At 42.0% G+C, this 14,306-nt stretch carries 9 protein-coding genes; 2 read left to right on the plus strand and 7 right to left on the minus strand.

From position 1 onward, the window contains the following. Positions 1 to 44 precede the first annotated feature (44 nt). Positions 45 to 677 (minus strand): HD domain-containing protein, encoded by a 633-nt coding sequence (locus tag ACLOAU_RS05350; protein WP_427860821.1) that lies wholly within the window; start codon positions 675 to 677, stop codon positions 45 to 47. Between the two features lie 278 nt (positions 678 to 955). On the opposite strand from ACLOAU_RS05350, the gene ACLOAU_RS05355 reads away from it, so the two are divergent. Together ACLOAU_RS05355 and ACLOAU_RS05360 are read left to right on the plus strand one after the other, a co-directional pair. Then, positions 956 to 1,405, plus strand: a complete 450-nt coding sequence (locus ACLOAU_RS05355; RefSeq protein ID WP_427860822.1) for a hypothetical protein — start codon at positions 956 to 958, stop codon at positions 1,403 to 1,405. Between the two features lie 343 nt (positions 1,406 to 1,748). After that, complete coding sequence (locus ACLOAU_RS05360) at positions 1,749 to 3,356, plus strand: sulfatase family protein (protein ID WP_427860823.1); 1,608 nt, start codon at positions 1,749 to 1,751, stop codon at positions 3,354 to 3,356. On the opposite strand, the gene ACLOAU_RS05365 is transcribed toward ACLOAU_RS05360, so the two are convergent. The 6 genes from ACLOAU_RS05365 to ACLOAU_RS05390 all read right to left on the minus strand — a co-directional run bounded on the left by ACLOAU_RS05365 (position 3,357) and on the right by ACLOAU_RS05390 (position 14,208). Then, positions 3,357 to 5,894, minus strand: a complete 2,538-nt coding sequence (locus ACLOAU_RS05365; protein WP_427860824.1) for a phosphocholine-specific phospholipase C — start codon at positions 5,892 to 5,894, stop codon at positions 3,357 to 3,359. A 28-nt stretch (positions 5,895 to 5,922) separates the two neighbouring features. After that, positions 5,923 to 7,473, minus strand: coding sequence for a SusD/RagB family nutrient-binding outer membrane lipoprotein (locus ACLOAU_RS05370; RefSeq protein ID WP_427860825.1), 1,551 nt, complete (start codon positions 7,471 to 7,473; stop codon positions 5,923 to 5,925). A 27-nt stretch (positions 7,474 to 7,500) separates the two neighbouring features. Beyond that, entirely contained in the window at positions 7,501 to 10,830 is a 3,330-nt protein-coding gene (locus ACLOAU_RS05375) for a SusC/RagA family TonB-linked outer membrane protein (RefSeq protein ID WP_427860826.1), read from the minus strand. Positions 10,831 to 11,011: 181 nt separating this feature from the next. Next, positions 11,012 to 12,112, minus strand: coding sequence for a FecR family protein (locus tag ACLOAU_RS05380; RefSeq protein ID WP_427860827.1), 1,101 nt, complete (start codon positions 12,110 to 12,112; stop codon positions 11,012 to 11,014). A 57-nt stretch (positions 12,113 to 12,169) separates the two neighbouring features. After that, on the minus strand, positions 12,170 to 12,718 hold the full coding sequence (locus ACLOAU_RS05385) for an RNA polymerase sigma factor (RefSeq protein ID WP_427860828.1): 549 nt from the start codon (positions 12,716 to 12,718) through the stop codon (positions 12,170 to 12,172). Positions 12,719 to 12,828: 110 nt separating this feature from the next. Next, positions 12,829 to 14,208: a deoxyguanosinetriphosphate triphosphohydrolase gene (locus ACLOAU_RS05390; RefSeq protein ID WP_427860829.1), complete on the minus strand. Its 1,380-nt coding sequence runs from the start codon at positions 14,206 to 14,208 to the stop codon at positions 12,829 to 12,831. Positions 14,209 to 14,306: the final 98 nt, after the last annotated feature.

Genomic DNA, 14,306 nt, shown 5'->3' on the forward strand with positions numbered 1-14,306 from the left:
GTATTAATTCTCAAAGATACGGTAGCACATATAATACTGAAATATTATAACAGGCTACTGTTGTCAATCAATGTAATTTCGGCCTTTATATTTACCCTCGCCTGTTCCTCATATTTGTTGTAAAAGAAATCTGTTTTAAAAATGCGCCCCATTTGTAAAAAGCCCAACAGTACATTTTTGCGGGCCGGGTAGTAAACCACATCCGGGTATATGTCATACTCCTTTCTTATATCATTACTATATCGTTTATAAATATCAGGAGCCTGTCCTAAAACTGATAAATCTGCGTCCGTAAAATAATTAATATCGGGGTTATCACTTACCTCATGCGACCGTGTGGCCATTATACAGTCCACTGTCTCCCCGATAGTAACTTCAGGAATAGCTATCTGCTCCATTCCTTCCCTGGCTAAAATTGCACTTCGTTCTTCATTGTCAGATCGAAGGGGATTATAGATAATATCGTGATAATAAAGAGCAAATAGTATAGCTATCCAATTCTCTAATTCAGTTCTAATACCGGTAAGCTCTTTCAAAAAATTATTAAGATGTGAAAGCGTATGATAATGCCGATGTGGTTCTGTATAACAGGTGTTGATCTCGCTCCAATACCGGTCTATTATAGTACCGTCATCAGTATAATTTTTGAGCAGCAGCCTAAATGAATTTTCAAGCATTTTATTCTTTTTTTAAAAATCTTTCCCTTTCACTGTAACATTATTTGAATTTCTGCGAATTATATATATCGAGACGGGATTAATGCATTACTCCTCTAAATTAAAAACAAAGAAACAAACCATGGTTGCATAGGATCAGGAATTTCACCCAGGCAAAACCGCTGTTCACCGGTAATTTAAGTACTGTTTACCATTTAGCTGTTGACCCAGGCCCTGCACCAGGCGTATGTTTGTGAAACAATTAAAAAATAATAAACAAAATATTTAAACTTATTACAATGAAAAACTTAATTCTTTCTGCAGCGATGATACTGACATTGGCTTTTAACGCCGCTGCGTCAGCTGTTGAACCGGTAACTGAAAAAGCTGAGAAAACTTTTAACCAGCTTTTTAAAGATGCAGACAATGTAAAATGGACCAATACGGGAAATACTTATGAAGCATTTTTCACCAGTGACGGCATTAAGTCCCGCGCTACCATTGATGCAAAAGGCAATCTCATCCAAACTATTCGTTACTATGGCGAGAACAACCTGCCATCCAATGTTCTTTATGCCGTAAAAAAAGAATATAAAGGTAAAGAAGTATTTGGCGTAACTGAAGTGGCCAATAAAAACGGCGTTAACTATCGCATTGTTTTAAAAGATGATAAATCCTACACTCATATTAATGCTAACAGCATTGGCGATACTGAGTTAGTAGCAAAATATAAAAGAGGCGACAAATAGGCTTCTACACGATCGGCCAGACAATAGGCTGATTTAACTTTTTCTCATGTAAAACAACGGAGGGGGTATTCTTATCTTCTCCCTTTTTTATTTTATGCCCAACCGGCGTCAATTTTATTTAAATGCATCCGACTGGTTTGTGAGACACAAACCTCAGCATAGCCCTGGCCAGTGTCCCCACTGGCTGGAAGGGGGAGGGTAAACTATATGTAATAATAATTTTGATACCTGTTTATTATTATACGTTACCCCGGTATTAACTTTTTAAAACTTGCGTGCTTAATAAACAGAGCACCTCTGCGGCCCATATTTGTTTTGTACATTTATTGATAAAACAAATCACATGAAGCCGGATTTAAATCAAATACTCTGGAGCCTGATAGTTATCTGTACCTGCCAAAGTGTGAAAGGACAGTCTAATCTTTCAAAAAAGCAAAGACCCAATATTGTTTACATTATGAGCGACGACCATGGATACCAGGCCATCAGCGCTTATGGATATGGATTGAACAAAACACCGAATATTGACCGGCTGGCAAAAGAAGGCATTTTATTTACCAGGGCTACGGTTACCAACTCGCTTTGCGCCCCCAGCAGAGCTGTACTGCTCACCGGCAAACATAGTTTTGTTAATGGCAAGGTAGACAATGAAGCCCGGTTTAACTGGAACCAGGACAACTTCGCCAAGCAATTACAGCAGCATGGGTATCAAACAGCGTTGATAGGCAAAATACATATGGATGGCTTGCCCCAGGGCTTTGATCATTCAGCGGTTTTGATTGACCAGGGTGAATATTACAATCCTAATTTTATTATCAACGGTACTAAGAAAGAACTAAAAGGTTACGTTACAGATCTTACTACCGATATGGCTATCGACTGGATTAAAAACCGGGACCAGGAAAAGCCTTTTTGCTTGCTGTATCATCAAAAGGCGCCTCATCGCGAATGGTTACCGGCACTCAGGCATTTATCTGCCTATACCAGTATGACCGTGCCCGAGCCTAAAACACTTTTCGATGACTATGCCAACAGAGGCACTGCTGCCCGCACTGCTGAGATGAATATTTTAAAGCACATGAACTGGGCCGGAGATAATAAAATTCCACCAGCGCTGATGGATGAACTAGGTATTAAAGAATACCTGAACTGGGATAAAGCCGCTTTTAATAACAATCTCGGTCGCATGACGCCCGCCGAACGAGCAACCTGGGACAGTGTGTACAATCCGATTATGGCTGCTTTTAAAATGAAATATCCTTCTATGAACGACCGGGAGCTGATGCGCTGGCGTTACCAGCGTTATATGCAGGATTACCTAGGTACTGTTGCCGCAGTAGACGATGGTGTAGGCCGGATGCTTGATTTCTTAAAAGAGAATGGCCTGGATCAGAATACCATTATCGTTTATACTTCGGACCAGGGATTTTACCTGGGAGAACATGGCTGGTTTGATAAACGCTTTATGTATGAAGAGTCTTTAAGAACTCCGTTATTGGTGCGCTACCCGGCTGAAATACCTGCAGGAACCCGCTCTGATGCGTTAGTACAGAACCTCGACTTTGCACCAACCTTACTTGATTATGCCGGCGTAACCATTCCTAGGGACATGCAGGGCGCCTCTTTTAGAAAGCTGGCGGGAGGCAAAGAAAAGAAATGGAGAGATGTCATTTATTATACTTATTATGAGTATCCCTCCATTCACATGGTTAAAAGACACTATGGTATTCGTACCGACCGTTATAAACTCATCCATTTTTATTACGACGTAGATGAATGGGAATTGTACGACCTGGAAAAAGATCCTGAAGAACTAAATAATGTTTACAATGATCCCGCTTATGCTGATGTGAAAAAAACGATGCATAAAAAACTGATAGAAACAAGAAAGCATTATAAAGACTCAGATGAGAACGATCAAAAATTTATACCTAAAGCAAGACGCAAATAATTAACCCATCGCGGGGTCGCTGATAGAGTCTTTTCCATTTTCCACCCGGCCGGCATATCTTCTTTCGAAAGCCTTATCGTTGGCCTGCAAAACTGAAAAGTCGTACCAGCCACCGCTTTTATCAACCGGTAAAATCAACACCGCTGTTGTTTTTGCAGCCACCATTCGTTTAATAATTGGCTGGCCATAACTATTATCTTTTACATAAACCTCTGTTGGCTTACCGGAAGAATTATTAATGGAGAGCCGGATCTGTCTTTTATTTTTCAAAGTGATCAATTCGTAGCTACAGCTTGTATGGATAGCCGTTGCATTGCCGCCATTACCTTTTAATTCACGAAAGAAACCATTAGGCCCAAATAATGCAAAATGATAGCTGCCTGTTTCGAATCCTTCTAATGGAACCTCATAAGCCAGTTGCTCTCCGGGCGCTATAGCAAATGACCAGTTGCGGTTTATCTCTTTTTTTGCATTACCAGTAATCGCATAAGGTTCGTAAGCATATAACACTAAGGGGAACCCTGCCGATCTTTCTTTGAACAAGGCTTTGCCTGCACTGAAGTTAAACAGCATCTTATTATTTTCTACAACCCCGTCGGCGTACAACTCATAAGGTAAGGCAGCTGAAGGTTTAGTACCTGCTTCCTGCCTGAAGTACTTTTTTGCGGCAGCAGGATTTTGCCTGAGTACCTGCATTTCTCCTTCATCAACAGGATGTATTCCCTCCGGTGCCGGTGTATACCGGGCTTCATCGATCTGTTGCAGGTATACGTCTCTTTCCAGGTAATCGGGCTGGCGCATTTTTTCTCCGTTATAAGGTCTGAAAACAGAAGACAGATCTCCGCATACAGCTCGCCTGAAATCCGAAACATTACTTAGCGCCAGCTTTTTGCCCGTTTTACGCGAGGCGAATTTTTCAATGAACTGTACTACAGAGGTATGGTCGAAAACCTGCGAGTTTACATAGCCGCCTCTTGACCAGGGACTGGCTACAATAAACGGTACCCGGTATCCAAGGCCAATGGCATGTTCGCGTGCGTTTTTTTGAGATACCTTCTTTTGATGGATCTCGTCATCCATAGTTACAAACTCATTGGCGATATTACGGATACCTGCAGAAACAGCTCCGGTATCAGGATTTCTATAATCGGGAGCAACAAAGGGCAATACATGATCAAAATACCCATCGTTCTCATCATAAGTTAAAATAAAAATCGTTTTCTTCCAAACCTCTTCGTTATGAGTAAGGATATTCAATATTTCCGATACATACCAGGCGCCGAACCAGGGCGCTGAAGGATGATCTGAAAAATATTGCGGCGCCACCAACCAGCTTACTGCAGGAAGCTTTCCTCCTTTTACATCATTCCTGAAATTGGCCAGCACATCAGATTTTGGAATACGCATTTTTCTTTGGGTTCCTTTATGATCATATTCTATTTCTTCGAGACTATGATAATCAGGGTCGGCCTCATTGGTTACAAAAGCGTTATTATGCAAAGCCTCCTCATGGTCGCTTAACTGCTTTTTAAGTTCTTCACGACAACGATCTAATTCTTTGATGTAGTATTTTTTTCTTTCGTCTAAGCCCTTCCATACACGCTGTACCTTTTCATCCCCCGGATTTTTATCGAGCCGCTCTTTCAACTCTGCGAGACTCTTATCATACTCATTCAGTTTACTACTCAGATAGCTTTCATATTTTTTTGACCGGCGTACATGATATTGGGAAAACCACTCCAGGTCGTTATCAGTAAAATTGCCTAACCAGGCTTCTTCTTCACCGCTAAGGCCGGATGGAATGCTGAGTTCGTTCTGGTATACTTTCCATGACATACCATTTTCCTGCAACAGCTCAGGCAACGTTTTCCAATCAACTTCTGCATTATGATCCGCTTCATTATTCCGTACCAGGGCAGGATTTTCAGCCAGCCCATCTTTGCGAAGCGCACCCGACCAAAAGTAAAGCCGGTTTGGGGTAGTGCCTGTTAACGATGAACAAAAATGCTGATCACAAACAGTAAAAGCATCTGCCAACGCATAGTTAAACGGCAGATCTTCACGGGTATAGTAACCCAGTGTCATGGGCTTATCTTCAAAACCTTTGTAGCCCGTTTTTTTTGCATTTAGCCATTGGTCATACTGTCCATAATTTCTGGCATCCACCTGGTCTTTCCAGGTATGGGGCAGCCCACCCATCCAGGTTACCTTTGTATTCTGCATATCCAGGCGAAAAGGAAGGTAAGATTGCCCGGCCTTATTGGTTTGTAACCATACCGGGTTGCCATTGGAAAGCTTAAGTGTACGCGGATCATTAAACCCCCTCACTCCTCTTAATGCGCCAAAGCAATGATCAAAGGAGCGATTTTCCTGCATCAGCAATACAATATGCTCCGCATCTTCAAAAGTAGATCCCTTTGCCGGGTTAATTGCCATTGCCTTTTGGACGGAGCCGGGAAGCGCGGAAAATATACCCGCGCCGCCCGCCAATAGTCCTGTTTTTTTTAAGAAATCTCTCCTCGAAAAGTCTATTGCCATGATGCTCTAAAATTATATTATTAACTCCTTACTTGAGTAGCCACATTGTTTCGTTTACATTATCATTACCACTATACTGGCTTTTAATAGCAGCATCGAGATTATCACTATTATTCGTTAACTCGGTGGAAGGATACAGCCAGCGAAGCGGGAACTTTGTAGAGGGCGTATTAAGATTGGTGGCTGGGTTTAAAACAAATTCGGGGTAACCTGTTCTCCTATTTTCATACCAGGCATTATAATCACAATTCTGTAAAAAACCAGCCAGGTATTTTTGTGTAATGATCTGTTTGATCTGGTTTTCATTACTACCGGTTAATGCAATTCCTGCTGTGGATGGAAAGCTGTTTATATAAGCATCGTCCATGGTTACACCATGCCTGTACGCCTCGGGAGTATATTTCACCAGGAACTTCATTGACTGCTGTATACCTGCTTCATAGTACGACTGGGCAGTGGCACTTGAGATCCATCCTCTTATCCTTGCTTCAGCCAAAAGAAATTTAACGTCCCACACACAAAGAAGCCCTACCGGTTCTGCATTAAACAGGTTTACATAGCGCCTGTTAAAATCAGAGAAATTGCCTGACCCATACGCTGCTACAATATCCGCCATTGTATTAGAAGGCTCAAGTCCCAGGTAAGAGTCATAGCTTGAAGCCTGTCCTCCGCCTGAAATTTTCGCCGGGGCTGGTTCAGCCACATAAAACAAGCGCCTGTCCTGACTGGCTTTTAAAGGATTAACAAATGTTGTGGTTAATGCGGAATAGATAATAAACGGGTTGGTTTGAACCGGTGTATTGGACCATGGGTAGCAACTTCCGGCCGCATTCTGATAGGTAACCGCAAAATTATCGTTATAATCCTCCATCAGGGGGCGTTCGGCTACAATTTTCTGAAAACGACCTATTACATTCAAGTCGGCGTCAGCCGTCTTTTTAAACAGGTTCATTAAAACATGCAGTTGGAAAGAGTTGACCAGTTTTCTCCATTTCTCTATTTTTCCCTGGTAAATAATATCTCCCGAAAAGTCGCTGCCGGTTTTGAAGAGTTCATCTGCCTGATCCAGCTCGTTAAGAATTCCCTTAAAAACATCTTTTTGGCTATCATACTTCGGCTTGATATTTTTATCAGACTCTCCCTTTATGGCTTCTGAATAAGGTATATCGCCTACGCGCATGGTGGTTTGAAAAAACTGCCAGGCCCTTATAAAATGACCCAGGGCCGTATACGAATTCTTTAAGGCTTCAGAAGGAGCGTTGGCTATCATGGGGTCTACATTACGCAATACAGTCAGCCGACTAAAATCGATGCGTCCAAACCGGTTGTACTGCATAGATTCAGGACCACCTTCTTTCCAAATGGTGTACTTACTCAACATGAAAGGCTGTGCAAATGCCTTTTGCGAGCTTATATCACTTACTGTGATCGACCCCAGCATGCTGGTAGCCAGCCATTCTGACCTGGCAGTATTAGTAGTGTCGGGGTTTGTATTAATCTGGTCAAACTTGCTGCAGCTTATCAATGTCGCAATGGCCATGCAGCATAGCAATAAGTATTTATGTATAGAGCGGTTCATAATATTTTTTTATTTTCTGTAACTTGATTATAGTCCTAATTTGATATTGAAACCCACCATTCTTTGGGACGGCGCGTTCAAATCTTCTGTATCCCTGTCAGGATCAGAAAACTTAAATTTTGTTACCAACAGTACATTCTGAGCGGTTAAAGACACAGAAGCATTCTTAATTTTAGAATTGCCGAGGAACGATTTGGGCAGCTGGTAACCGATGGAAATTTCTCTCAGCTTTGCAAAGCTTTCACTCATTACGCCATGTTCGCCCTTTCCAGAGATATCCTGCATATAACTTTGATATCCTACTGCTACATCGTTGGGCGCATACTGGCGCGTGTCGCTGGTTATATTGCCGTACTTATCATATTTTACCTCTCCTGAAACCACTTTTACACCGCTTCCTACGTAGTTTTTCAGACCGTTTACTACTTCGTCATAACGAAACTGGTTATCAGTATCAGGATGTACACCGGTATCAAACATTTTGTCCCAGATGTAATTGTACATCAAACCGCCAATACGACCATCGATCGATATACCAAAAATGATGTTCTTCCAGTTAACCGTGTTTGAAAAACCGAATGAAAAATTGGGATCGCCATATCCCATCTGGTATTGATAATCACTCTCTACCGGGTAACCGTTCTGATGAATGATGTTGCCATTGGGATCTTTAAGCAGTAAATCTCTTTTGTAGACATCATAACGTCCTCCCACTTTGGTAAAAGCATCGTCCGCAGAATAAACGGGATCTAACTTTTTGTAATACCGATGTTGAAACGACCAGTTGACCAGGGAGTTCCAGGTAAGATTCTGATTTTTTATAACTGTACCATCCAGGGTAATCTCCATCCCACGACGTACAAGCTGCTCCCCGGTATTAATTAATGTAGCGGCGAAGCCTGATGCCGAAGATATAGTCTGTGATATCTTTCTGTCGAAGTACAGTTTATTAAAATAGGCTACATCCAAACGAAGCCGTTGTCTGAACATATATGCCGCTGTTCCAATCTCCCAGGTTCTTTCGGTTGTTGGCAAGAGATCAAGCGGGTACAGGTTATTGGGATAAGAAGCAGCCACACTGCCTAACACCGATCCCGGAGTATATGCCCTGTTGATCTCATAAATGCTTGCCGCATATTTTGAAACAGTCCAGGAGCCTCTTAGCTTCCACATATTTACCCATTGTGGCATGGGAATGTATTCGGAGAGAATAAAGCTACCGGCAACAGAAGGATAAAAATAGGAGCGCTCTTTGGCCGGCTGGGTAGAGAACCAATCGTTCCGGCCGGTTACATCAATAAAAACTGCATTATCCCAGGATAGTGTAGCCTTACCATACATGCTGTTTACCTGCGAACGTTCGAAACCAAAGTTGGTTACAATAGCATCTTGCCCTAATACGGTAGAAGGAATAGCATTCGCTAAGGAATACCAGCCTGGTACATTTAAACCGTTACGTGTGCGCGCGCCTTGCTGGTGAAACTCCAGGTATCGCATAGATCCGCCACCCAGTACATCTACTCCAAATTTTCCAAAGTTTTTTTGATAACTTAATATCGCATCAGTGGTAGAAGTAAAGCCCCAGCTTTGATGCTGTCCGTAAAGTCCTTTGGCATTCCAGCTCCAGCTCATAGAGCCGAGGCGATCGGGATCCAAACGAAAATTGATATTCTGCCCTCTTGTAGAGATCGCTCCAATAGCATTGCGAACGATGTCTTCATCCTTAAAATAATCATAACCACTGCGGAGCATGAGTTTAAGATCTGGCGTGAATTTATAATTAGCGGTTAAGCTGGCATTGAATAAATTCTGGTTCAGGCCCCATAACTTTTCGTAAGCCATATAATAAGGATTATCGTACCAGTTCTTATACAACCAGTTCTGTTTTTGATCTTTAACTGACCAGTAATCTTTGTATTGAGAAAGATCGTATTCGGGCCCGGTCCACATCAAAATCTGGTACAGGTAGCCCTGGTCTCCATAGCCAGACCCCCATACATTGGGTGCTTCTTTACGGGTATAGCCCATATGTGTTTCCAGGCTGAACTTGTTGCTGGCACGCATTTCTCCGCTCATCGTAAAGTTCGTGATCTTTAATGTTTGATTGGGGAACTGTCCTTTATTATAAATGTGGTTGAGGCCCGCGCGGAAATAGCCATTATCGCCTGTTTGCGTAACGCTGATATTGTTATTGGTAACAAATCCCGTTTGCATAAAATTCTTCAGGTTATCTTTTCCCCGCGTAATCAAGGGCATCATTTCTTCTTTTTTGGTAACCGGATTCCACTGAAGAGCGCTGTCCCCGATATTTAGTTTGGGTCCCCAAACATAATCATCTGTTATTTTACCATTTTCGCCATGCCCATAAGAGGTTTGCACTTTGGGGATAGTGAGATACCCTAGTGTAAACATATTGTTGCTGTTAAAGTCTACAGACAACCCTTTGCCTTTTCCTTTTTTTGTGCTGATCATTACCGCACCATTTTTACCATCGGCACCGTATAATGCGGCCGCTGTGGGGCCTTTCAAGAAATCGATGCTTTCAATATCATCTGTTGGTATATCACGCAATGTTACATTGGAGTATTGAACACCATCAATAATGATTAACGGAGTTTCGCCACGCATTTCGAGGTTGGGTTTACCATTAAACTCAGTTGAATTTTTCACTACCAATCCGGCTACTTTGCCGGTAAGCGAAGTACCGAGGTCAACTCCTTTTACGGTTTGCAGGCTTTGGCCTCCTACTTTTTGCGTAGCATAGCCCAGGGCTTTTTCCTGGCGCTTGATACCCAGCGCTGTAACCACTACTTCATCCAGAGATCTTTCGGCATCCTGTAGCACCACATTAATAGAAGTTTGACCACCAACATTTACAGTTTGCGATTTATAGCTAACATGCGTAAAAGTCAGCGCTGCATCTTCATTCACTTCTATACTATATTCCCCTTTTATATTGGTAACCGTAGTTGCTCCTTTGTCAGAAGTAATTGTTACGCCCGGTATAGCTTCACCCTTATTATTAGCAACGATACCTTTTACAACAATTGTTGCTATGGTTTTCTCCCGCACCACAATAAGCCTGTCATTTAATTTTTGAAACTCAAGACCCGTACCGCTTAGCAAAGTAGGCAACAGATTCAGCACCGGTACATCATCTACCCTTAGGGTGATGGCTATTCTGTCAACTATTTTGTCACTAAATGCAAAACGGAAATCGGATTTTTTTTCTATTGTTTTGAGTACCGAGGAGAGTTTGGCTTTATTCAGATCCAGGGAAACGGTTTCCTGTGAATGAAGCGTTTTCGCTGCAACATGCGTAGCGGTCAGGCATAGCAAGGCAATACATAATTTCATAAACAACAGTTTTTTAAGCAGCCCATGGAGCCGCCTATTCGAGTAAGCACTTTTTTTCATACTTTTATTTTGGTTTTAATTAAAAGGTGGAAGGCTTTCTCCTTCCATTTTTCATTACCGGGGGAGGAATGGCCGCAATCCGTTTCTCCCTTTCTGTTGGCGATCTTTTTTACATGATTTATTATTTATTTATAATGATTGTGTTTCCTTCTTTTTTGTAGGAAAATGGGTAGGACAATTGCAAAGCTTTTAATATTTCATCAATGGATTCGTTAGTAAAATTGGCAGAATACAGATACTGCTGAACTTTTTTATCTGCTATGGTGATCGTCACACCGAATTTTCGCTCCAGTATATTTTTAATCTCCTCCATAGATCGCCCCTCAAAAATGAGCAGATCCTTCGTCCATGCTGTTTCAACAGCCTGTTTCTCATCATAGTAAGATAAAGGAACTACAGCTCCCTCCATATTTTTAGTAATTGCAGTCAGAGTAGAAGTGTCGGCTTTGGTTGTAAATTTTTGATTTACCTCTAATGTTTTATACACTTCATCTTTCCCGTTCTTATTTACGATGATTTGTACACTTCCCTCTAACAAGGAGGTTTCGCTAAGTCTGTCATTTTTATACGCCTTTACATTAAACCTTGTTCCCAACACTCTCACTTTATAATCTTTTACATGTACCACAAAAGGGAGATTTTTATTATGTGTCACTTCAAAAAAAGCTTCTCCATCCAGGTAAACGTCCCGGTTGGTATGGGCAAAACCTTCAGAAAGCTTCAAAGAGGAGCCCATATTCAGGGTAATGGTAGAATGATCGGGCAGTTCTAATGTTTTGAGTTCGCCCGCCTTTGATTGAACAGGACCAGCCGTTGATGCAATTGTTTCTACAGCCTTTTGACTGGTTACAGACTGCCGGGATTGATAAAAAACACCCAGAACAACTATCACGCAAGCTGCCGCACCTATAGCCCAGGTCCATTTTCTTTTACGGGAAACTTCACCGCGCGAATGATCTGCTGCATTCAATTGTTGGATAATCGCGTCCGGCACATAAAGCCCATGCCCGGTTTTATCTTCACCTGCGGACAACTCATTTTGTTTTTTCTGAAGCATCAGCTTCAGGCCGAGTACCAATAATCTTGCTTCTTCCACGGTGGGAAGTGCCTCGGGATGTTGCTCGAGGTATTCATCCCAGAACGACCTGTCACCTGTATCGGGTTGCATGCAGTAGGCAATAAATGAATCGTTGATAACCAGGTCTTCTACAGAATAAAGCATAATAGCAGCGCTCCGTTTAATTAAATAGACGGATAACCACTAAAAATCTAATCGCTTTTATTCAAAAAAATTCTGAGAAAATAAAATTCCGAGTAAAGCCGCTAATTTCAGGTTGGCTGCCTTGCCGGAATGATCTGTCAGGTTCCGCCGTAACAGCTGGATTCCTTTGGAAAGATTATTATAAATGGTCTGATAGGTAAAGCCGGTTTCTTCTACAATCTGTTCAGTGGTTAAACCCCGGTAGTATTTCAAATAAATGACGCGCCTGTAGCGGGCAGGTAGCTTTTTATAGGCATTGGCAATTTTTTCTACCAACGCAGCGTCTGACTCCAAATCTTCGATAATATCCTGTGTAGACGGCACATCGGGGGTTGCTTCAAATGCAGGTTTAGATCTATCGGCCCTGTACAAGTCAATTAACCGGTTTTTAAATGCAGTAAGCAGAAATGCCTCGGGATTTTTGATATCGCCCAGCTCTTTTTGCAACATATCCAAAAAGAATTGCTGTACGATGTCCTTCGCCTCTTCATAACTGTAGCCCTTTTGGCAGGCAATTGCCAAAAGTCGTCCCCTGTGATTGCAATACCAGTTGTCTATCATTCCCATGAAAATGGACCTCAATTGTCTTATCAAAGATAAGTGTAGAATAATGATCAGAAAAAGATCAATCGGTTGCGCACCCCTTAATGAAGCTTGGTGCCTGCTATTTGGATATTTTATATTTCAATACCCCTGAGTTTGCGGTACAGCTTTAAGGCGTACACATCTGTCATGCCCGATATAAAATCGAGCATACGCATTACTTTTTCATAGGGCGAACCCGATTCATCAAACCGGAACTGCTGAGGCAACAATTCCAGAACCTTTTTGTGTTCTTTATCCCTTATTTCCTTAGGCGTTAATGCCGCCGTGACGAAATCTTCCACCAGGCCCGACATAATACGGAAACCAGCGATCTCCAGTTCAATTACTTTTTTAGCGTTATAGATCTTCGATACGGATACTTCATTGATCCTTTTTAAAGCATCCTGCATTTCGGGTAGTGCATCCATCAAACTTTGGTTGAAGTTACCCGCCAGAATTTCATCTTTATGTTGCCAGAATACTTCCGTACACTTATTAATTAATACGTTGATAGACTTGGCACGCAGGTAAGCAATCGATTCATTAGGATCAGCACGCAGGTCTTCCGCAATTTGTTTTACACGTTCAATACTACTGGTATGGTGTTGTATGATAGCAATAAAACTATCACGCACTTCTTCATAGTCGAGCAGGCCCATACGATGAGCATCTTCAAAGTCTATAATATTGTAACAAATATCATCTGCTGCTTCTACTATAAAAACAAAGGGATGGCGCTTGTACACCATGAGTTCCTTCCCTTCATCAATCACCATATTTAATTCCTTTGCTATGGCCAGGAAAACAGGTTCATCAATATTAAAATAGCCGTACTTTTTTCGATGCGCCAACTTCTTATCACCTGATGCCAGTGACTCGCAGGGATACTTGATGATAGACCCCAATGTGCTGTAAGTAAGGCGGAAGCCACCTTTGGCCCGCCCGTTTTGATGCATCGTTAAAATACGCAGAGCATTGGCGTTGCCTTCAAATGTAGTGAGGTCTTTCCACTGCGCCGGTGAAAACAATTGCTTAAATGCGATATCTTCGGCCTTATCAGTATCTCTTTTCCTGAAATATTTTGAAATAGCATCCTCCCCTGAATGACCAAAAGCAGGGTTGCCCATATCATGCGCCAGGCAGGCAGCGGCAATTACATATTTCAGATTATTGTTGTAAAAGTCTGCGGCCCGGCTATCGGCGGCCACCTGGGGCAACTGCGCCAGTCGTTCTCCTATTAATCCTCCTAAAGACCGGCCTACGCTGGCCACTTCGAGCGAATGCGTTAAACGGTTGTGCACAAAAATTTCCTCCGGTAATGGAAATACCTGGGTTTTATTTTGCAAACGCCTGAAGGGACTTGAAAATATGATGCGGTCCCAATCTCTTTCAAAATCGCTTCTTTCATCTTCCGTTGTATATTCAATACCGTACCTTCTTGACGAAAAACAATTGACCCATTTCATTGCCATACTTAAAATTTGCTATACCAAAATTATAGGAAAGCAACGTTACATAGATGGTATGTTTGTTTTAATAGCGGCACCTGCTACCTGTAACATAAATAAAC

It is taken from the genome of Paraniabella aurantiaca, assembly GCF_050309965.1.
GTDB lineage: Bacteria > Bacteroidota > Bacteroidia > Chitinophagales > Chitinophagaceae > Niabella.